The sequence below is a fragment of the Flavobacterium tructae genome, assembly GCF_001853485.1.
GTDB classification, from domain to species: domain Bacteria; phylum Bacteroidota; class Bacteroidia; order Flavobacteriales; family Flavobacteriaceae; genus Flavobacterium; species Flavobacterium tructae.
Genome location: NZ_MIKE01000023.1, coordinates 348,962 through 370,700 on the forward strand (window position 1 = coordinate 348,962; position 21,739 = coordinate 370,700).

Annotated in this window: 19 protein-coding genes; 3 read left to right on the forward strand and 16 right to left on the reverse strand. The window is 35.8% G+C overall.

Going from position 1 to position 21,739, the window contains the following annotated elements; all coding sequences use genetic code 11:
* The first annotated feature begins 33 nt into the window (after positions 1-33).
* Positions 34-591 (forward strand): YybH family protein, encoded by a 558-nt coding sequence (locus tag BHE19_RS12390; RefSeq protein WP_123923525.1) that lies wholly within the window; start codon positions 34-36, stop codon positions 589-591.
* Positions 592-689: 98 nt separating this feature from the next.
* On the opposite strand, the gene BHE19_RS12395 is transcribed toward BHE19_RS12390, so the two are convergent.
* The 11 genes from BHE19_RS12395 to BHE19_RS12445 form a co-directional block, all read right to left on the reverse strand.
* A complete protein-coding gene (locus BHE19_RS12395; RefSeq protein ID WP_070907380.1) occupies positions 690-2,138 on the reverse strand; it encodes a TolC family protein in 1,449 nt (482 codons plus the stop codon).
* Complete coding sequence (locus tag BHE19_RS12400) at positions 2,131-5,298, reverse strand: efflux RND transporter permease subunit (protein ID WP_070907381.1); 3,168 nt, start codon at positions 5,296-5,298, stop codon at positions 2,131-2,133. The genes BHE19_RS12395 and BHE19_RS12400 overlap by 8 nt, the downstream gene beginning before the upstream one ends.
* A 24-nt stretch (positions 5,299-5,322) precedes the next feature.
* On the reverse strand, positions 5,323-6,405 hold the full coding sequence (locus tag BHE19_RS12405; protein WP_017495288.1) for an efflux RND transporter periplasmic adaptor subunit: 1,083 nt from the start codon (positions 6,403-6,405) through the stop codon (positions 5,323-5,325).
* A gap of 173 nt (positions 6,406-6,578) precedes the next feature.
* Positions 6,579-6,965: a hypothetical protein gene (locus BHE19_RS12410; RefSeq protein WP_233430703.1), complete on the reverse strand. Its 387-nt coding sequence runs from the start codon at positions 6,963-6,965 to the stop codon at positions 6,579-6,581.
* Between the two features lie 260 nt (positions 6,966-7,225).
* On the reverse strand, positions 7,226-7,630 hold the full coding sequence (locus BHE19_RS12415; protein WP_070907383.1) for a GNAT family N-acetyltransferase: 405 nt from the start codon (positions 7,628-7,630) through the stop codon (positions 7,226-7,228).
* Between the two features lie 80 nt (positions 7,631-7,710).
* Complete coding sequence (locus tag BHE19_RS12420; RefSeq protein WP_070907384.1) at positions 7,711-8,322, reverse strand: hypothetical protein; 612 nt, start codon at positions 8,320-8,322, stop codon at positions 7,711-7,713.
* Between the two features lie 176 nt (positions 8,323-8,498).
* Positions 8,499-8,891 (reverse strand): ACT domain-containing protein, encoded by a 393-nt coding sequence (locus BHE19_RS12425; RefSeq protein WP_070907385.1) that lies wholly within the window; start codon positions 8,889-8,891, stop codon positions 8,499-8,501.
* A 21-nt stretch (positions 8,892-8,912) separates the two neighbouring features.
* Positions 8,913-10,169, reverse strand: coding sequence for an alpha/beta hydrolase-fold protein (locus BHE19_RS12430; protein WP_070907386.1), 1,257 nt, complete (start codon positions 10,167-10,169; stop codon positions 8,913-8,915).
* Between the two features lie 105 nt (positions 10,170-10,274).
* Entirely contained in the window at positions 10,275-12,146 is a 1,872-nt protein-coding gene (locus BHE19_RS12435; protein WP_070907387.1) for a M1 family metallopeptidase, read from the reverse strand.
* 214 nt (positions 12,147-12,360) lie between these two features.
* Complete coding sequence (locus BHE19_RS12440; RefSeq protein ID WP_070907388.1) at positions 12,361-13,941, reverse strand: NADP-dependent glyceraldehyde-3-phosphate dehydrogenase; 1,581 nt, start codon at positions 13,939-13,941, stop codon at positions 12,361-12,363.
* A 77-nt stretch (positions 13,942-14,018) separates the two neighbouring features.
* Complete coding sequence (locus tag BHE19_RS12445) at positions 14,019-14,330, reverse strand: rhodanese-like domain-containing protein (protein ID WP_017495279.1); 312 nt, start codon at positions 14,328-14,330, stop codon at positions 14,019-14,021.
* Positions 14,331-14,763: 433 nt separating this feature from the next.
* Here BHE19_RS12445 and BHE19_RS12450 point away from each other — a divergent pair, with 433 nt between their 5' ends.
* Entirely contained in the window at positions 14,764-15,390 is a 627-nt protein-coding gene (locus BHE19_RS12450; protein ID WP_070907389.1) for a Crp/Fnr family transcriptional regulator, read from the forward strand.
* 190 nt (positions 15,391-15,580) lie between these two features.
* The gene (locus BHE19_RS12455) at positions 15,581-16,366 is read left to right on the forward strand and encodes a sulfite exporter TauE/SafE family protein (RefSeq protein WP_070907390.1); all 786 of its coding nucleotides are present in this window, start codon (positions 15,581-15,583) and stop codon (positions 16,364-16,366) included.
* Positions 16,367-16,635: 269 nt separating this feature from the next.
* Here the strand turns inward: BHE19_RS12455 and BHE19_RS12460 are convergent, their stop codons facing one another.
* From BHE19_RS12460 to BHE19_RS12480, 5 genes are all read right to left on the reverse strand, one after another.
* Positions 16,636-17,049, reverse strand: coding sequence for a helix-turn-helix domain-containing protein (locus BHE19_RS12460; protein WP_070907391.1), 414 nt, complete (start codon positions 17,047-17,049; stop codon positions 16,636-16,638).
* A gap of 162 nt (positions 17,050-17,211) precedes the next feature.
* The gene (locus tag BHE19_RS12465) at positions 17,212-17,658 is read right to left on the reverse strand and encodes a GNAT family N-acetyltransferase (protein WP_070907392.1); all 447 of its coding nucleotides are present in this window, start codon (positions 17,656-17,658) and stop codon (positions 17,212-17,214) included.
* Between the two features lie 643 nt (positions 17,659-18,301).
* Positions 18,302-19,378 (reverse strand): cytochrome d ubiquinol oxidase subunit II, encoded by a 1,077-nt coding sequence (gene cydB / locus BHE19_RS12470; RefSeq protein ID WP_070907393.1) that lies wholly within the window; start codon positions 19,376-19,378, stop codon positions 18,302-18,304.
* Positions 19,379-19,380: 2 nt separating this feature from the next.
* On the reverse strand, positions 19,381-20,724 hold the full coding sequence (locus tag BHE19_RS12475) for a cytochrome ubiquinol oxidase subunit I (RefSeq protein WP_017495274.1): 1,344 nt from the start codon (positions 20,722-20,724) through the stop codon (positions 19,381-19,383).
* Between the two features lie 270 nt (positions 20,725-20,994).
* Positions 20,995-21,588 (reverse strand): HD domain-containing protein, encoded by a 594-nt coding sequence (locus tag BHE19_RS12480; RefSeq protein ID WP_070907394.1) that lies wholly within the window; start codon positions 21,586-21,588, stop codon positions 20,995-20,997.
* Between the last annotated feature and the right edge of the window lie 151 nt (positions 21,589-21,739).

Below are 21,739 nucleotides of genomic sequence, written 5' to 3' on the forward strand. Positions count from 1 at the left end.
CAAAAATAATAGTCAATCTAAAAACTTTATACTATGAATTCTTTTAATACGACATCAGAATTGAATCCAAAATCAACCTTTTTCTTAGTTGTTTTTTACAACCTCTTTTTTAATCGAAATCTCATTTATCTGACATTCAAATTCATTGCAATTGTCCTGTTGCTTTCCGGCTGTAATTCATCTTCCAAAAATAAAACAGCAGATTTAAGCGAAGCAAAAAAAGCAATACAGGAAAGCAATGCCATTTATTTTGATTCTTTTAAAAATAATGATCCATCCTTATTCATAGACCGATATGCTGAAGATGCTTCTATCTTACTCCCGAACGCACCACAAATTTATGGAAAAGAAAGTGCAGCCAAATTTTTCAGAAAAGCTTATGATGAATATGGCTTAAGAGGCGGAAAGTTTATCACCACAGCAGTATACGGTGACGGCATAGAGTATGTTACCGAAGAAGGCTTGTGGCAATCCTTAAACTCCAAAGGTGAATTAATGGATGACGGGAAATTTTTAGTTCTCTGGAAGAAAACTTCAAAAGGCTGGAAAATGTTCAGAGATTCTTTTAGCAGTAATCGAGAAGCTAAATAATTGCAATAATCTCTTTTACATTCTTTTCACCCGCAATTAAAAAAGCCTTTCAAGTATAAAATCTTGAAAGGCTTTTGTCTACAAATTAAAAAGCAATATTATTTCCAACCGCCGCCTAAGTCTCTGTAAACATGGACTGCAGCATTCAATTGTTCTTTTTTAGTATCAACCAATTCCAGTTTTGCTTCTAATGCATCTCGTTGTGTCATTAAAACCTCAAAATAATCTACTCTGGCCGATTTAAACAAATCATTAGAAACATCTATTGAAGTGTTCAGAGCATCTACCTGTTGCGATTTAAGATCATAGCCTTTTTGTAAGTTTTCAATCTTCGAAAGTTGATTAGAAACTTCTAAATAAGCATTCAAAATGGTACGATCGTAATTGTACAAAGCCTGAAGCTGTCTTGCATTTGCGCTGGCGAATTCTGCTTTAATCGCATTTCTGTTGATCAGCGGTGCGGCCAGATCTCCTGCTAATGAATACAGAAGTGACTCCGGAAATGTTAACAGATAAGAAGGCTTAAACGCCTGCACTCCTATTGCAGCTGAAATGTCTAATGAAGGATAGAATTCTGCACGTGCCACTTTTACATCTAATTTTGAAGCAACTAATTCTAATTCGGCCTGTTTCACATCAGGACGATTTGCCAGTAATTGAGACGGAATTCCTGAAGTCACTACAGCCGGTAATAAGCTCAGGAAGTTGTTTGTATTAGTTCTTTTAATTTCCTGTGGATATCTTCCCAATAAAAAGTTGATTTTATTCTCCGTTTCTTTTATTTGCTGAAGAATTCCAAATTCCATACTTTTTGAAGTTAAAACCTCAGCTTCAAACTTCTTCACGCCCAGTTCGGTCGCTCTTGCTGCCTGCTTCTGAATTTTTACAATTTCCAAAGCATTCGTCTGCAATTTGATGGTTTGTTTTACAATGTCCAATTGGGTATCTAAAGCCAGTAACTCGTAATAAGAATCGGCTACTTCGGCAATAAGATTCGTAATTACAAAGTTCTTCCCTTCAACTGTCGCTAAATATCGGTTTAAAGCTGCTTTTTTAGAATTACGCAGTTTTTTCCAGATATCAACTTCCCAGTTTGCATATGCCGAAATAGTAAAATCTCCTAGTGGATCTGGGGTCTTTACCCCCGGTTTGATGTCTGTATTGGCATCACCCGCACCCTGACTGGTATAGCGGCCCACTTTCTCTACTCCCGCTCCGGCACGAACACCAACAGTTGGCAATAGAAGTCCTTTTTTTACACGAATGTCATTTCTTGCAATCTCAATTTCCTGCAAAGTAATGTTTAATTCCTGATTGTTCTTAAGCGCAACATCAATTAGCTCTACCAGATTCTGATCTTTAAAATAATCTTTCCACGCTAATGTTGCTGTACTGTTGTTTGCATCCTGAATCTGAGTTGTTGTACCAAACGACTCAGGAACTGGTGTGCTTGTTGTTGTAGTCTCAGGAGCAGGGGCTTTACACCCTGCAACCATGAGACATGCACTCAATGCAATACTATATTGATATGATTTGAATTTATACATGATTGTTATCAATTTCTTCTGTTAATGGATTCTCTTCTTCATGTTTCACTAGTTTGTATCTCTCTGCTATTTTCCCAAAGATGTAATACAAACCAGGAATCAAAAACACCCCACAAATCGTTCCGATAAGCATACCTCCTGCCGCAGCAGTACCAATCGTACGGTTACCAATTTTTCCGGGACCGGTAGCAAATGCAAGTGGTAATAAACCTGCAATAAAAGCAAAGGAAGTCATCAAAATTGGACGGAACCTTGCTTTGGCTCCTTCCATTGCAGCTTCCAGAACTGATTTACCTGCAGCATGTCGCTGGATTGCAAACTCTACAATCAAAACGGCATTTTTACCCAATAAACCAATAAGCATTACCATCGCTACCTGTGCATAAATGTTGTTCTCTAATCCTGTTAATTTCAGTAAAAAGAAAGCTCCAAAAATACCTGCCGGTAAAGAAAGAATTACAGATAATGGTAAAATAAAACTCTCGTATTGAGCTGCCAGTACCAGATATACGAATCCTAAACAGATCAGGAATACCCAGATTGCCTGATTCCCCTGTGCCACCTCATCAGCAGAAATACCTGCCCAGTCGATGTCGTATCCTCTGGGTAATTTTTTAGCAGCAACTTCCTGAACAACTTTAATTGCCGTACCGGAACTATAACCCGCTGCCGCAGATCCACTAATTTGTGTGGAAGTGTACATATTATGTCTTGTGATTTCAGAAAGTCCGTATACTTTTTCCAATCTCATGAAAGCGGAGTAAGGTACCATTTCATCACGGTTGTTTTTCACATACAATTTTAGGATATCATCGGGCTGAGCACGATATTCCGGAGAAGCCTGAACAATTACTTTATAGTTAATTCCGAATTTAATAAAACTGATTTCGTAGTTACTTCCCACAAGAGTTGACAAGGTATTCATGGCATTTTCGATGGAAACTCCTTTTTGTTGTGCCAGATCATTGTCGACTTTCATCATGTATTGAGGAAAACTCGAACTATAGAAACTAAACACGTTAGACAATTCCGGATGTCTGTTCAATTCAGCAACAAAGTCATTATTTACCTTTTCCATTTTTTTGTAATCTCCGGAACCTGTTTTATCCAATAAACGAAGTTCAAATCCTCCGGCAGCACCATATCCAGGTACAGCAGGCGGTTGGAAAAACTCGATATTAGCTCCTGCAATATCTTTACATTTTTCCTCCATTTCATGCATGATCTCCAAAACAGATTCTTTTCGGTCGCTCCAATCCTTAAGGTTAACCAAACAAGTTCCTGAGTTTGCTCCTGTACCTTCAGAAAGAATTTCGTAACCTGCCAATGAAGAAACTGATTTTACTCCGTCTATATCTTCAGCAATTTTCTGAACTCGCTCTGCAATATTGTTGGTTCTTTCTAATGAAGAACCCGGAGGTGTCTGAATTACAGCATAGAACATTCCCTGATCCTCATTCGGAATAAATCCGGAAGGAACTGTGCTGCTCACTAACCATGTTCCGGCACAAAATCCTAACAAAGCAATTACAGTAACGGCTCTTCTGTTTACGATCTTACCTAATACATTTTGATATTTCCCCTGAGCCAGATTAAACTTGTTATTAAAACCATCTATAAAAACATTAACAGGTGTTTTCTTTTTAGGCAGAGCATGATTATTTTTTAACATCATAGCACAAAGTGCCGGTGTCAAGGTTAAAGCCACAATACCCGAAAGTATAATCGCCGTTGCCATAGTAACCGAGAACTGACGGTAAAACACCCCAACAGGACCTGACATGAATGCCACCGGAATAAATACCGCCGCCATCAGGAATGTAATCGCTATAATTGCCCCTGCAATCTCATGCATCGCTTTTTTAGTTGCTTTAAAAGGCGACAGATGTTCTTCTTCCATCTTCGCGTGTACAGCTTCGATCACAACGATCGCATCATCGACGACGACTCCAATTGCTAATACTAAAGCAAACAAAGTAATTAAGTTCAATGAAATATCTAAGAAAGTCATGAATACAAAGGTTCCAATCAACGATACCGGTACCGCAATTGCCGGAATAACAGTCGAACGCCAGTCTCCCAGGAAAAGAAATACCACTAAACCTACCAAAATAAAAGCTTCTACCAGCGTGTGGATTACTTTTTCGATAGAGGCATCCAAAAATTTAGAAACGTCGTATGAAATTTCATAATCCATTCCTTTTGGAAATTTTTGCTTAATTTTTTCCAATTTCGCTTTTACCTCCTCAATAACCTGATTGGCATTACTTCCAAATGACTGTTTCAATACAATAGCCGCAGAAGGCTTACCATTTAGGTTCGAGTAAATATCATACATCGAACTTCCAAATTCAATATTGGCAATATCTTTCAAACGTAAAAGTTCTCCGTTAGCATTGGATTTTACCACAATATTTCCATATTGCTCTTTTGTGGTAAAACGTCCTGAATATTTCAATACATATTCAAATGCCTGAGAACGTTTACCGGAACTTTCTCCTGTTTTACCCGGAGAAGCCTCCAAACTTTGACTTGACAATGCTTCCATTACCTCATCGGCAGAGATTTTGTACGCCAGCATACGATCCGGTTTCAGCCAGATACGCATAGCATATTCACGAGTTCCCAGGATATCTCCGGAACCAATACCATTTACCCTTTTCAATTCTGAAAGTACGTTGATATCAGCGTAGTTGTACAAGAACTTCATGTCGGTATTTTTGTCTGTACTGTAAAGGTTCACGTACATCAACATACTCGGCACTTCTCGGGTAATTTTTATACCCTCTCTAATTACCAATGGAGGTAATTTATTGGTAACCGAAGCTACACGGTTCTGAACGTTAACCGCCGCTTGGTTGGGATCTGTTCCTAAGTTAAAAACTACTTTTATAGTCGCCTCACCATCATTTCCGGCATCAGAAGACATGTATTTCATTCCCGGAACTCCATTTAAAGCTCTTTCTAAAGGAATAATAACTGCCTTGATCATCAATTCACCGTTAGATCCGGGATAATCTGCAGTAACATTCACCATTGGTGGTGAGATTGTAGGGAATTGCGTGATAGGTAAATTCAATACCGACAATACTCCTAAAAAGACAATTATAAGCGATATTACTATCGACAGTACAGGTCTTTGAATAAATTTATTAAACATTTTTTATTTTTTTAATGATTAAACCTATTCTGCTTTTAAGCGTAAATTGTTCATTACCGCTTTAGGAGATTGGAATTCATATTTGATTTTGTCGTTCTCTTTTACTTTTTGAACTCCTTCAAGTAAAATTTTATCGGTATCGGCAAGTCCGGTTCTGATCACATACAAATCAGGGATTTCGCCTGTTATTGTGATTTCTCTTGAATTTACTTTATTGTTTTTATCGATCACAAAAACATATTTTTTATCCTGAATTTCGTAAGTCGCTTTTTGAGGAATTACGATGGCATTCTTAAGCGGAACAATCATTTGAACCTGTCCTGTTTCTCCATTTCTAAGCAATTTTCCTGAATTAGGAAAGCGTGCTCTGAACGCAATATTTCCGGTTTCATTATTAAACTCGCTTTCGATAACTTCTACATTTCCTTTTTCTTTAAAAGTTTCACCGTTAGCCAAAACCAAGCTTACTCTGTTATCAGCACGATCTTTTACATCGGTCTGGTATTGTAGATATTCCGGTTCTGAAACATTGAAATAAGCAAACATTTGACTGTTGTCTGAAAGACTCGTCATCAATTCACCTTCATCAATAAGGCTTCCTAATTTTAATGGAATACGATCGATAGTTCCGTCAAACGGAGCTCTGATTTCTGTAAATGACAAATGAAGTTTTGCCAGTGCTACTTCGGCTTTTGCAGATTGCAATTTTGCTTGTGCTACACTTAATTCGTTCTTAGAAACGATATTTTTATCTGCCAGTAATTTGGCATTTTGAAGTTCTATTTCTACTGATTTTTGTTCAGCTTGTGCTTTTAATAATTCTGCCTGATACATATTTGGCATAATTTTAAACAACAGCTGCCCTTTTTTTACAAATTGTCCTTCATCGACAAAGATGTTTTGTAAAAAACCTTTTTCCTGAGCACGGATTTCAATATTACGTACTGATTTGATTTGTGAAACGTACTGTTTCGTAAACGAAGTGTCTATTTTTACCGGATTGGTAACAACAAATTTTTCTACTTCTTCTTTTTCTTCTTTTTTAGTTGTACAACTAGTTAGGCACACCAGGGCAATTAAGCCTGTGAACAAGATAATTCTTTTCATGATTTTAATGGAAATTAAGCGATTGAGTGCTTGGAATACGGTGATTCCTTTAGATGAAAAAATGCATCAGGTGCCCTTAGTCAGAACTTAACTTTCATATAAGATGAAGTAGCAAAAAATACATCAACAAAATATGCAGATCACAACTTAGGCAACCGATGTATATTGTTGAATCAAATTCTTAGTACTCGTTGAGTAATGTAGATAGGATTTGAGTTGCCACATAAGGACAAGAAGATTTTAAAACGATTATAATCGTTTGCAGCTGTCTGACTGGTAGCAAAGGAAAGATACCAACTGTCAAGTAAGCTGTAATTTGTTGTAAACAAATGGTTGGAAAGGCCACCTTTAAGATCATCACTTCCAAGGCATTCTTCTTCAGTATCACAGTCAGCATCTTCTATAATAGAACTGCCCTGATCCTGATTGGTGAATTTCACACGGTGTCTTTTCTCAAGATGGTGAGAATGAGAGTCTTTAGGAGTACCCGCATTAAGATATTGCCCTCCGCCAAGCAGAAGCAAATTCATAAATACTAAAAAGACTATTAACTTTCTCATTTGGGTGCGAAAGTAAGGAAAGTATCGAAAGAAAAAAAGATTTTTTTATAAGCTTTAACATTTAATAAAACACGAAAACGTTTTCAGGGTTTTAATAGGCTGATTTTGTGATAAAAAAACACTCTTTCTTGCCTAAAAATCATAAAAAATTGACTCTGATTCAGAATCAAATTGATAACATTTCGAAAAACATCAAAAAAACATCAAAATCGCAAATATCTGAGGATGTATATTTTATTTCAAAAAGTACGCTCTGTTTTCTAAAGTAAAATCTCCATTATGGTAAATTGCTGTCCTGCTTTTGTAAAAACCTGCCCCATATCCTGCATGCCCAATTTCTCATAAAAAGCTTTTTTATTAACTCTGGCGTTACACCAAACTTTTTTCAATTTCTTTTCTTTCGCTAACTGCAAAATATATTTTACAAGCTCAGAACCAATGCCTTTCCCCTGATATTCTTCCAGCGTAGCCAGCTTTCTGAACTGCATTTTGTCATCATTGATGAAACAGGAAACAATTGAAACCAGCTTATCCTCCACAAAAACGCCAAAGTGTAATCCTAAAGCATCTTCTTCTAACTGTACAAACTCAAACGGCTGATCCGGCCACATTACTTCATGTCTGATTTGCCAGGTCTCCGAAGCCTTTATTGTTTTGATTTTCATTGTTCTGCTAATTACTCTTTTGCACACAAAGATATTTCATAAAAACAAAAAAAGGGAATCTAAGTTGATTCCCTTTTTTACTATTCTACTTTTATATAAAATCGCTCTGTATTATTGTCGGTTATTTTTTCAATACCCTCATCTCCCTTCTTACCAACATTAATGACATGTAATTCATTTCCATTTATGGTGCAATTCCAAACTGTACCATCAGATAAAATAATGTCCGAAAACAATGCATCTGATTTCTCTTTGTTGTAATACACTAATTTCTCAGACTTAATAAGTTTTTTTTCCTGCGTTTTCTTATTCTTCTCATACGAAAAGATTTCATCATCTTTAATCTCAATTAATTCCTCAAAATCTTTCTGAGAAGCTGCATTGTTTTGACTAGCAGCCCAAACCGGTTTATCTCCAACCATTTTCCAGGTACCAATAGCCTGCTTTAAAAGATGTTCTCTCAAAACTGTTCTTAAGGTATCTACTTTTTTAATCGATTCCTGACCTATTGTATTATCAGGTTTAATTTTTGAGGCAATGTAAAACAAGTCAATTGCTTTCTTATAATCTGCTTTTTCATAGTAATCTAAAGCTAATTCGTATCTGCTTTTCTGAAATGCGATTTTAGGGTTGTTTTGAGCAAAGTTTTTAAAACAGATTAATAAAACAATAAAAAATAGTTTCTTTTTCATTAATAATGTAGGTTTTCATTTTTTTGCAAACCTAGTTTTTTAATCGCAGACTTCCATCTCCTTTTTAACTTTTTTTTAATTCAAAAATAAGATTTTACTTATAAATTATCAGAAAAGAAATTCAACGACCCTGTCTCTCTTATATTTACTGCTACTTTTAACTATTTTACTCTAATTTAGACTGAAAATAAATTTAAAACTTCCATTGCTTTATCTGTGTCTTTTTTAGCCACGAAGATATGATCATGATAAAAAGCAGCCACGACATTACAGCTAATACCATTCTCAGAAAGCGCTTTCGAAAAAGCCGCTGTTAAACCTACTGCTTCTAAGGAAGAATGTACAGTAAGTGTGATCCAGGACATTACAACTGAGTAATCCAACTTTAATGTGTCTGCAATTTCTTTTTTCAAAATCAGAGTAATTGCTTCATTTTCTTTGAACAACATTACAATATCATCCATAGACATGTTCTCGATCTTTTCTACTTTACAGAAAACATAATCTCCTAAATTATGCTGAGGTTTCATGCTTTTTAGCAATTTTTCCAAATCTTTTTCTCCTGACATTTTAAGTTTTTGTTAAATCGGTTATTTTAGTTTCTCCAGCTTCCCCTTTGCTTCCGAAAAGTTTTTATCCAACAGCAGCGCCTTTTCGTAACTGGCAATTGCATTTTTCTTATCACCATTAGCTTCATAAAAATCTCCAAGGGAATCATATACGTTTGCACTTTTAGGATAATTGGCAACATTTAACTTAAACAGATAACCGGCCAAATCCATATCTTTTTTTCCTAAAGACTGATAAGCATAAGCATTTACGGTATTTTCAGGAACATTAACGGTATAACCCAATTTTTTTGAAACATTCTCGAAGTGTTTTTCAATCTTAGCAAAAACTGCTTTATTAAAATTAAACTGTTCCGTAATGGAAAGTTTCAATTGATTGAACTTAAACAGAAAACGCAGACCATCATAGGTGGCGATCAATGGCACAGATCCGTGATTGTCATCGTTGTAATATTGGTACGCATAATTCAGATTGCTTTTCTTATTGTTCTGCAAAAAATCATTGAAATCTAAAATAGAACGGATATGTTTGGTAAGAAGTGTTGCATCTTCTCTAACTTTTTCAATATTCATCCCCTCATCCATAGTATTTGCAGCGGCCATAAATAAGGAAACTTTTGACAGGTTTTTATTGGCTAATTTTTTCTTCGTATCTGCTAAAAACTTCTGACGATCCCACCACAAACTTGGATCGATCGCAATATAAGAGTTAAATAAGTCGGTATGATTAGTAAGGATATTCAGGGCTGTCAACCCTCCAAAAGAATGTCCAATCAAAGTTTTAAAAGGTGCTGTGGGGTATTTACTGTCGATATACGGAATCAGTTCTTTTTCGAGGAATTCAACAAATTTTTCTCCTCCACCAGACTGATCACTTAGGCTTTGGGGTACAAAAGGAGGATCTACATCCGAATGTGTTGGAGTTAAATCACGATTTCTATTAGTGTTCGTAATCCCTACTATAATCATTTCCGGGCAATTTGTATTTCCGTTCGTCTCGCTTAATTCTTCAATGATTCCCACAACTGAGCTAAAGTGCCCTTCTGCATCCAATAAATAAACAACCGGATATTTTTGTTTTGCAAAACCTGTATTTCGTGCACTTTTAGGAAGATGAATCCATATTTTTCTATTTTCATTTAAAACTTTAGAGGAAATACTATCTATCGTTCCGATTTCAATTTTAGTTTTATTCTGGGAAAAGGCAGAACCCGTCAGCAATGTGAATAAACTAAGGAATACTATCTTTTTTTTTAAAATAATTTGCAAACTATTCATCACTTTTTAACTGATTAAAAATTCGTTACTAAAAATTTAACATTCGCTTTTATTACAAACAGAAGCCGCTTTTCTATTGAAAAAAGCGGCTTCTGTTGTATTCTTTTATTTTCCTGACCAGGTATTGTCGGCAGGAGTAGCATCCATAAAAATACCACCATCTAGAACTACTTTTTTAATTGGCTTGCTGCTCTTCACTGTAACAGCGGCCAGTTTTTGATTCGCCTGCCAAACAGCCGGTGTGCTATGAACTGTTTCTGTCGTATTATCTGCGTAGGTTACAATGGCATCAAACGGAATTGCAAAACCACCAACATTGGCTACAGAAATAACATTCTTAGCCACCTTTTTAACGGAAAGATCTAAGTAATTATTCGTGAAAAACCAATTATCAAAAAACCAATTCAAATTTTTACCCGAAGCTGTATTAATCGAATTAAAGTAATCCCATGGAACCGGGTGTTTACCATTCCAATTGTCCATATAGGCATGCAATGCTTTTTTAAACAAATCATCACCTAGCAAGTCTTTTAAAGCCAGGTATGATAAAGAAGCTTTTCCGTATGAATTATTGCCATAACCTGAATCTGATAACTGTGACGACATAGTGATGATAGGCTGATCTTCTTCTGTAGACGGGTCATTTATATATTGCTCTACTCGAAATTCTTTATAAAACTTGTCGGCAGCTTCTTTTCCGTGCTCTGCGATTCCTATTAAATATTCAAAAGTTGTCGCCCAGCCTTCGTCCATAAAAGCATAACGCGTTTCGTTAATTCCCATATAAAAAGGAAAATAGGTATGAGCTACTTCATGATCCTGAACCAATTGTGCAAAAACAGGATCTCCCATTTGCGAATCATTACACATCATTGGATATTCCATATCTGCAAAACCCTGAAAAGCCGTCATTTTAGAATATGGATAAGGTACTCCCGGCCAATTGTGTGAGAAGAAATCTAAAGCATATTGGTTGTACTTAATCGAATTTTCGAAATCGGTTCCTTTTACATCATAAGCTGCTTGGATACTCGCGCGGCGCTTTGTTTTTTTATCTACAATTACACTTCCGGCATCCCATAAATAATGATCGCTTAAACCAAAACAAACATCTGTAATGTTTTTAGCTTCAAATTTCCAAACGTTCCAATCGCTTTGTTTTGTTACCAGACCGCTTTTCATTTCCTGCTCATTGGCAATGTGTAAAATTTCATCTGTTACGTATGATTTTTTTAAACGTGCAGCAAATTCAGGCTGTAAAACCTCATCCGGATTCAATAAATCTCCTGTTCCGTAAACCACATAATTTTTAGGTGCTTTTACAGAATACGTATAATCATTAAAATCATTATAAAACTCCTGACCTGAAGTATGAGGCAGGTTATCCCATTTATTGTAATCATCAAAAACAGAAACACGAGGATAACTATAGGCTACAAAAAAAGTAGTGTTATCGATTTGCCCTTCTCTCCCGCTCACTTCTGATAGCGGATAATTCCAGTCGATATCAATTGTAATTTTACTATGAGGCGGCAAAGGTTTCTTCATTTTTACACTCCCAACGGTACCCCAACTTTTAGCATCTTCTTTGTAGACTTCGCCTTCGATTTTCAAATTTGTAATTGTCAATCCTTCCGTAAAAAAACCTTCACTATTTAATACCGCTCGTGGCGAGGTTTTTTTATGAATATTATTCACAAATCTAATTCGTAAATTTCTTAGCGTATCATTACTGTTGTTTTCATACACAATCGTTTCGGTTCCGCTAACTATTTTTGTATTGGCGTCTACAGTCAAAGCCATGTCATATTTACCATGATTTTGCCAATAATTTTTCCCGGGTTTTCCATCCATAGAACGAACACCATTAGTATAAGATTCCTTAATGTTCCTTGGCATGTAAAGTTCCTGTGCAAAACTATTTTGTGCTAAAAACAAAAACGCTATAAATAGCAATTGAAGTGATTTTTTTTCCATAAGTTGTTTTAAGATTTTGGTGGTTTGATTGATTATAGTAGTTAGATGACATTTTTAGCTTTAAGTTACATTATTCAGAAAATTTATTTCTAAAAATAAACAATAAAGTCAGAACCTCAATCACACAGAAAATCAAAGACTTAAAAAGAAAATAAAAACCGTCCAATTCAAAAAGAAAAAGACGGCCTCTACAATTAATATATAACCTTGGAAACTACAAAATATAATCGGTATTAATAAAATTCGATTCTCTGCTGTTTAGCAATTCCTGCAAAATTTCATTGTTATAAGCGATATCTTTTGAAGCCACAAACGTACGGATAGAAAAAGAACGCAAGGCATCCGGAATACTTAAAGTTCCTACAGCAGAATCTTTACGCCCCGTAAACGGAAAGGCATCAGGGCCACGCTGACAAGAACTGTTGAGGTTTACTCTGCATACTAAATTTACTAAGGCATCAATAAGCGGTGCCAAAGTTTTAATGTCTTTCCCAAAAAGACTCACCTGCTGTCCATAATTCGATTCGGCCATATCTTCAAGTGGTTCGTTGATATCTTTGAAAGAGATAATGGGAACCACCGGTCCAAACTGCTCTTCGTGATACACTCGCATTTCTTTGTTTACCGGATACAAAACTGCCGGAAAAATATAATTTTCACTATGCTTTCCTCCTTTTTCGTTCAATACTTTTGCGCCCTTATGTAGGGCATCATCAATTAAGCCCTGAATGTATTTTGGTTTGTCTGTTTCCGGAAGCGGTGTTAAAGAAACTCCTTTTTCCCAAGGATTTCCAAATGCCAGACCGTCTACTTTTTCAGCAAAACGTTTATTGAATTCTTCCGCAATAGATTCATGTACATATAGAACTTTCAGTGCCGTACAACGTTGTCCGTTAAACGATAAACTTCCGGTAATACATTCCTGAATCGCCAGATCTAAATCGGCATCGGGTAAAATAATCGCCGGGTTTTTCGCTTCCAGACCTAAAATCAAACGAAGTCTGTTTTTATTTGGATGCTGATCCTGTAATGCTATTGCCGATTTACTGTTTCCGATTAACGCTAAAACGTCAATTTTTCCCGACTTCATAATAGGCGAAGCTACTTCTCGGCCACGACCGTAAACAATATTGATTACTCCTTTCGGAAAACTGCTTCTGAACGCTTCCAACAAAGGCGAAATACATAAAACACCATGTTTTGCAGGTTTAAAAATCACAGTGTTTCCCATAATTAAAGCGGGAATCAACAATGAAAAAGTCTCATTTAAAGGATAATTATAAGGTCCAAGGCACAAAACTACACCCAGAGGCCCACGACGAATCATCGCATTAACACCCTGAACTTTTTCAAAGTGCGAGCTACGTCCGTTTAGTTCTTTATAACTGTCTATGGTATCCTGAATATATTCAACGGTTCTGTCAAATTCTTTTTGCGAATCGCCAAGGTTTTTTCCAATTTCCCACATCAAAAGTTTCACCACCTCTTCGCGGGTTTCCTTCATCTGTTTTACGAAATTCTCCATGCATTTAATGCGGTCAACTACCTTCATCGTTGGCCATAAGCCCTGACCTTTGTTGTAAGCGGCATTGGCAGCTTCTACTACTTCGGCAGCTTCTTTCTCTTCCATAAACGGAATCGATCCTAATAAAGTTGGCGTGTATTTTTCGGTTGAGGAAATGGTCGAAAAAACCGGGGTTGTCTGTCCCGTCCATGGTTTTAATTCTCCATTTACAAGATAAGTATCTTGATTGATCAAATTTTTAATTTGAAATTCTTCGGGTATTAAACTCATAATTTGGTCTGTTATAGTTTGGTTATTAATAGCATTTGAAAAAGAAAAAAGAGGCTTTATAGGCCTCTTCTTCTGTTTTATGGGTTTACGGTTTCACCTTCCCAATCCAGAATTCCACCAAGCAAATTGTAGGCATTACTAATCCCTAACTCATTCATAATCTGACATGCTTTGGCACTTCTGGCACCAGAACGGCAATACACATAATAGTTTTTGTTTTTATCAAGCTCTTCGATTTCATAAATAAACCCTTGTCCTTTATTAATGTCGATGTTTACGGCATTTTCAATGTAGCCGTCATTAAATTCGTCTTCAGTTCTTACGTCCAGTATAACTGCATTCTCGTCAGCAGCCAGCTGATTAACCCAATCTTCTTGTGATAAATTCATAGTAAATGTGTTTTTGTAAAATTACGACGTTTCTATTGATTAAAAACGTGCCAAATGCGATTTCGATTATTATTCTCAGAAAACGTTTTAGAGAAAGTACTATAATCAGTGAAAAGCAAATTTACTTACTATTTTTAAAAATATAGTCTATAAATTCGATAGAAAATAGGATTTTTTCATTTACACAAAACACCTCTTAAATATAATTTTCTGATAATTTATACCATTGCAATCCCCTATCTTTGTAATAAATTATAGATTTTAATTTTAATTTAATAAAAATGTTCTTCACGAATGTTTTTTGCCACTGATTAAAAGGATTAAAATATTCGCCACGAATTTCCACAAATTAATTCGTGGAATTTGTGGCAAAAAAAAGTGTAAACCTGTTCAAACCGTAAAAACCGTGGGCATTAATTCCCTCCTATTATCAATGCAAAACTCACTAAAAAATATATTCCCTAATTTTTCCGACGAACTTATTGCAACAATTGAAGAAAACGGAATTCCACAGGATTTTGAAGCCGGAACCATCTTAATGCGAACCGGACAATACATTAAAAACACCGTGTTAATCACCAAAGGAAAAATTAAAATTTACCGCGAAGGTGAAGATGGCGGCGAGTTTTTAATGTACTACCTGCAACCCGGGCAAGCCTGTGCCATTTCGATGATCTGCACTGCTAAAAGCGAAAAAAGCCAGATAATGGCAAAAGTTGTCGAAGATGTTTCGGTTATGATGATTCCGTTACAAATGATGGACAAATGGATGATGGAACACCGAACCTGGTATGAGTTTGTAATCGATACCTACCGCAGCCGCTTTGAAGAAGTTCTCGAAGTAGTAGACAACATCGCTTTCCGTTCTATGGACGAGCGTTTAGAGTTTTACCTCAAACGACATTCGGATGCCTGTGGCTGCTCTGAAGTAAATCTTTCGCATCAGGAAATTGCAACGGAATTGAATACTTCCAGAGAGGTAATCTCCCGACTCCTTAAAAAAATGGAACAAAGAGGTCTGGTCAAACTCAACCGCAATCAAATCGAACTTTTAAAATAGACAGTTGCCACAGATTAAATTGATTAAATTGATTTTTTAACGATATGACGAATTTACAGCAATGCTGATTTAAAAACTAACCCAACAGGAATCCTATTAATCTTTTTAATCTGTGGCAAAATACTCTTATGTGATAAATGTTACTGTCAGTCTCTCTTAAACGAAGCATCTTTGCGTTAAAACAAATGCAATGGAATATTTAGGGTACTTTGCCTCAATCATTATAGGAATATCACTAGGCTTAATTGGCGGAGGCGGATCTATACTTACCATTCCGATTTTGGTGTATTTGTTCAAAGTAAATCCGGAACAAGCTACTTCTTATTCTTTATTTATAGTGGGATTAACTGCCATGTTTGGAAGTTACAGTCATTACAAAATGGGGAATCTTAAACTTAAGTCGGCTTTGTATTTTGCGATTCCTTCTGTCATTTCGATTCTGATTATTCGGGAAGTTATTTTTCCTCAAATTGCTTCTACCCTGTTTTCTATAGCTTCATATTCGGTTTCCAAAGATTTTCTTATCATGATTATCTTCTCGGTATTGATGATTACAGCAGCAATTTCGATGATCCGAAAAAATAAACCCGAAACAAAAGCCACCGAAACTAATTATGTTCAATTAAGTCTAATTGGATTTTTAGTTGGAATTGTGACCGGATTTTTGGGTGCCGGAGGCGGATTTTTAATTATCCCTGCACTGCTTTTCTTCGCTAATTTACCCATGAAACAAGCCGTTGGAACTTCATTGTTGATTATTACGATTAACTCTTCGATAGGTTTCGGCGGCGATTTATACATCGGAACTCCTATCGATTATACTTTTTTATTAGGCGTTTCGGCAATGGCACTCTTCGGAATGTTTATAGGAAGCCAGCTTTCTAAAAAAATCGACGGTGCTAAACTAAAACCCATTTTTGGATGGTTTGTTCTCGTAATGGGATTTTATATTATTACCAAGGAAGTTTTGTTTTAAAGTTTTAAAGTTTCACGCAGATTCAGCAGATTTAAACAGATTTTTATTTTACCTATTCAATTCAACTTTGGCAACCATTAAAAATAAGAAATCCGTTTTATTCACAAGGAAAAAACGGATTTGTATTTTTTGGGCGTTCCCTTCGGTCGGGCTATCCGCTAAATTCCAGATTAACAAAAACTACGGCTAAAAAGCCTTGTTTTTCTAAATCGGGAGATATCGCTCCTATCCCTAACGCAGATTTACGTGACCTTAAGTCCTTTATATTTCTATTTATTCAAAAGCTTTTCCAGGTATTCTACTTTTTCTTTTTCAGCCTGAACTAATTCTTTTTCAGCCAAAACCAAACGTTCGTAAAGTTCAACCATCTTATCCAAAGGATTAAAAGTAAAAATAGGTCCAGACGCAGCCTGACCATTACTTGTGCTATTATCATAAAAATTATTGAAGAAATTAAAAACAGATTCTTCTGTAAAATTTTCAATAGCTTCTACCGTCACACCAAGTGCTTTTGCAATTTGTACCAATTTTTCAAATTCAACAGTTTCACTGGTTTCAATATTTGAAATAGTCTGCTGGCTTGTGCCAATGGCATCAGCAAGTGCTCCTTGTTTCATACCACGAAGTTCTCTAATTCGGCTTATGTTTCGGCCAATATTTTTGGGTCTGTTCAATGTACTCATAATTCAAAGATATTTAAAATTCTTTAAAATTTTCTGTTTTCGTAAAATACAAATCCATCTTTGTAAAATACAATCTCAAAAGATTTAGAAACAAACAAAAATACAACTTTTCGTACATCCAAAACAAAAAAACTGATCATTAGCCTCTTTATCTTTTGAATCTTACTTCCACCAATAATAATAGTTATGTTGACCGTCGTATTCGAAACCACAGCGCGGATATAATTGATTTCCTATATCATTTGTTTTTTCGGTTTCCAGCATCAAACCACAAGCATTTGTTTCCTCACACCATTTTTTACTGCGATCAATTAATGCCACAGAAAATCCTTTACCTCTGTAATCAGGATGCACAAAAAGATCATTTAGTAACCATAGTCTTTGCATTTTAGTAGAGCTAAATATTTTATAGAGCTGTACAAAGCCAACTGCTTTTCCGTCTGCAATCGCTAAAAAAATATCCGACTCATTATGCAACAATCGTTCTTTAAGAAATGCTTTGCCTGCCTCAACATCAGATTTCTGACGATAGAAAACACGATAGAGGTCAAAAAGTTCAGCTGTTTCATTAAGATCTTCCAAACTTGCTTTTTTGATTTGGTAATTCATTATTGTAAATTTTGAGATTAAAAGAACGAAAATATTCTAAAACTTAAACTCTTTTATAGTCCAGATTTCATAAAACGGGATCATCCAGAACTTAATTCTTTTCAAAAGATTAACTTAAACAAAAAAACAAATGATCTCTTTTACCACTTCTATTAAACCCTGAATTTTGATAAAGATGAAAACCAAAAAAACAACCTAAAAATTACTTACATTCGAAACCTTACGCTCTGAAAGAGCCTTAGCAACAACATGGTGGGAAGCACTATGAATGAAAAAAGATTATGATGATAAGCCCTGAAAGGGCGAAAGCCTAATCTCAAAAAAAAAAATCCTTTATATATTTTTGAGAAACATTTATTCTTCTTTAATCTATTACTACTCATTTGCTTTAGCCCTTTCAGGGCAATATTCACTGCTTCTTAATTCGTAGTGCGATGCACTACGTTATTACTTTAAGGCTTTCAGCCTATTTTTAAAGGTTTCAAATCACAAAATTTATAAAAATAATCTTTCACAACTTTACCTAACAACTCTTTTTTTTTGCTAAAGCCATCTCGGAATCAAACAAAAAAACCGTTGGTTAAAACCAACGGCTATGCATATCATTAATTCATGAAAATTTGTGAATTCGCGGTTATAAATCCTAATGTTCCCCATACCCGATATCATCCATTTTCCCACTAAAAACACGGTATTGAATAATAAAATAGATAATCACCAAAAACAAAGCGATAAAAAACCAACTCATTCCGGCATTCAATCCATATTCGCCGGCGGCAGTATTATAAATAGTTAAGGATGGATTCACCTTATTCGTAGAAGGCAAAACATTCGGAAAAATAGAAACAGCTGTTGAAGCAAATCCACCTACCAAAAACAGAGATGAAAACAAAAATCCATAACCGTCTTTTTTCCACGAGCGTACTTTAAATAATCCTAAAATCCCAACAAAAGTCATCAATGGAAAAAACCAAAGAATTGGATTCTCTACAAAATTATGGAAAGGCTTTGGTTCAATAAAGTGCCAGATTTGCAACGAAATACACACCAAAACCAGCAAGACAATATTCAATTTAAAAACAACATTTTTAAGCTGTGGATTCAATGCTGAATTGGTTTTAAAGATGATCCAGTTTGCGCCGTGGATGGTTAAAGAAACCACACTCACAATTCCCAGGAAAAGTGTAAACCAGTCGATAATCCCCAATTCACTTGCCCGCGGACTAAATGTTGGATTCCACAATGGCAAAAAGAAATAGTGTGCCTCCTGAGTCGAAACGCCATTGGTTACCATTCCAAGATTAACTCCGCGCACGATATTTCCTAAAGCAATTCCGAAGAACAAAGCCAAAAGCAAACTTGCAATTCCGAAAGCCTTATCCCAGATTGCTTCCCACATGGGATGATGCACCTGTCCGCGCATTTCCAAACCAATGGCACGAAAAATCAGCAACCATAAAATCATGATCAAAGGCAGGTAAAATCCGCTAAAAGAAGAAGCGTATAAAGTAGGGAAAGCAAAAAACAAAACACCTCCTGCAGCGATAATCCAAACTTCGTTGGCATCCCAAAACGGACCGATTGCATTTGTAATTGCTTTTTTGTCTTTTTCTGTTTTGGCAAAAAATAAATGAATAATTCCTGCTCCAAAATCATAACCGTCTAACACAATATAAACAGCCAAAATTCCCATTAAAACTACGTACCAAAAAAATTCCATACTTATATATTTTCAGTTATGACTTCAGTGTGAGGTCCTTTATTGATAATTTTTCCAATCAAAAGCAAAAACAGCATTCCAAGCAAAAGATACAATCCTATAAATCCTAACAAAGTAAACAGGGTATTTCCGGAAGATACGGTTGGAGAGGCTCCGGCTGCTGTTCGCATTAAATTATAAACAAGCCAGGGTTGTCTTCCCAACTCCGCCGTATACCATCCGGTAGTATTGGCAATATAGGGGAATGGCATCATAAAAAGCAAGGACCAGAGAATCCACTTGGTTTCGTACAATTTACCTCTGATCAATTGAAACAAGGCCAAAGACATCAAACCAATAAAAACTGTTCCAAGTCCCACCATAATATGATACGCATAGTATAAGCCTGAAATATTAGTTGGATGAAGATCTTCTTCAAACTGATCCAGTCCTTTTATTTCCTGCTCCCAATTTCCATAAGTCAGGAAACTTAAAATATTAGGTACGGCAATTTTATTATCTAATTTTTTGTCTTTCACATCGGGCTGACCGATTAAAACAATTTCAGATCCTTTTTTCTCGGTATGGAAAATTCCTTCCATAGCCGCGAAAGTTACCGGCTGGTATTTCACCACATTCTTGGCTAATAAATCTCCTGTTGGAACAGCTACAATCATACTGGCAATCAATCCAAAGATTACTCCCGTTTTAAGAAACAGTTTTCCAAAAACAATATTCTTTTTACTTAAAATATAAAAAGAACCAATTCCTGCCACCACAAAAGAACTTGTCACTAAAGAAGCGGCCTGATTGTGTAAATAGGATGGCCATAGCCAAGGATTTAGAAACAGTGCTTTGAAATTGGTCAACACGAATTTTCCGTTCTCCAAAATCTCGTAACCTACCGGATTCTGCATCCACGAATGTGTTGCGATAATTAAATAACCACTGGCCCAGGAACCGATACAAATGAGTAATCCGGTGACAAAATGCCATTTATGTCCCAATAATTTTTCTCCAAACAAAAACAGACCTAAAAAAGAGGATTCCAGAAAAAACGAAAACATACCTTCCATGGCTAATGTCTGACCGATAATCCCTCCGGTTAACTCGGAGAACTTTGCCCAGTTGGTTCCAAACTGAAACTCCATCGGAATTCCGGTTACCACCCCCATCGCAAAATTCAGGGCGAAGATTTTCATCCAGAAATGGGTGGCGTGATTGTATTGTTCGTTTTTAGTTTTGAGATATTTCCATTTGAAGTACACAATGATCAGCGAAAGACCCATTGTAAGTTGCGGAAAAAGATAGTGGAAAGTAATTGTGAAGGCAAATTGCATTCGGTCATAAAAAAGCATTTCTTCCATAGCGGTATTTTATTTATGAAGTCCCACAAATTTACCCATTAAAACCCGAAACTCCTGCCTTTAAAAAAAGTTTATCCCCTGATAATTGTTAAACTTTTCAACAATTTAGTTGTACAAACTGCACTTATGTTTTTAAACCAGAATTGTCATTTCGACCGAAGGAAGAAATCGCATTAGAAAATCCGCAAACAAAATCGCCAATCTTTATTGAGCTTCTTGTGTCATTGCGTGCGATTTCTCCCTTCGGTCGAAATGACAAGATTATCCACACTATTCTTTCTTCAAAATCCCTTTTTCAACACTTTCGTTAATTAATCCTTCGGCATAACTCCATAATGTTTTAGAACCTTCTTTTATCACGCTCTTTTTCTCGTACACTTTATCATAACTTACACCGAACTCTTTCCAGGTTCCGCCATTGTTAGAAGTATTCTGCAACAAAGGCTCTAAACGATCCATCGATCTGGCAAATTTAGCTTCGTTAGTTTCACCTGCTTCAAATTCTTCCCAAATAGCAATTAATTCTTCTGCCTGTTTTTTCGGTAGCAAACCAAAAATACGATTCGCCGCCAATCGTTCTTCGTCGGTATTCGAATGATTTTTCTGTGAATCATATATAAAGGTATCACCTGCGTCAATTTCTACAATATCGTGTATCAAAACCATTTTCACGACTTTCAGAACGTCAATTGGTTCATCTGAATGTTCGGCCAAAACGATTGCCATTAAAGCCAAATGCCAACTATGTTCCGCATCATTTTCGTTTCGGTCACTATGAAACAGCTTCGTTTTTCGCTGAATGTATTTTACCTTATCAATTTCTTTTATAAAAGCAATCTGATTCAATAAATCTTCTGTTTTCATCTTTTTAACTGTTTATTGGTTTTAAAATGACATTCGTCATATGCAAAATTATAAGTTAAAGCTTAATTGCACGGGTTTAAATCAAATAATATAACTTGTATGATAAAATCCGCTTTTTATTTCACACCGAAATTAAATTTCTGTAACAATA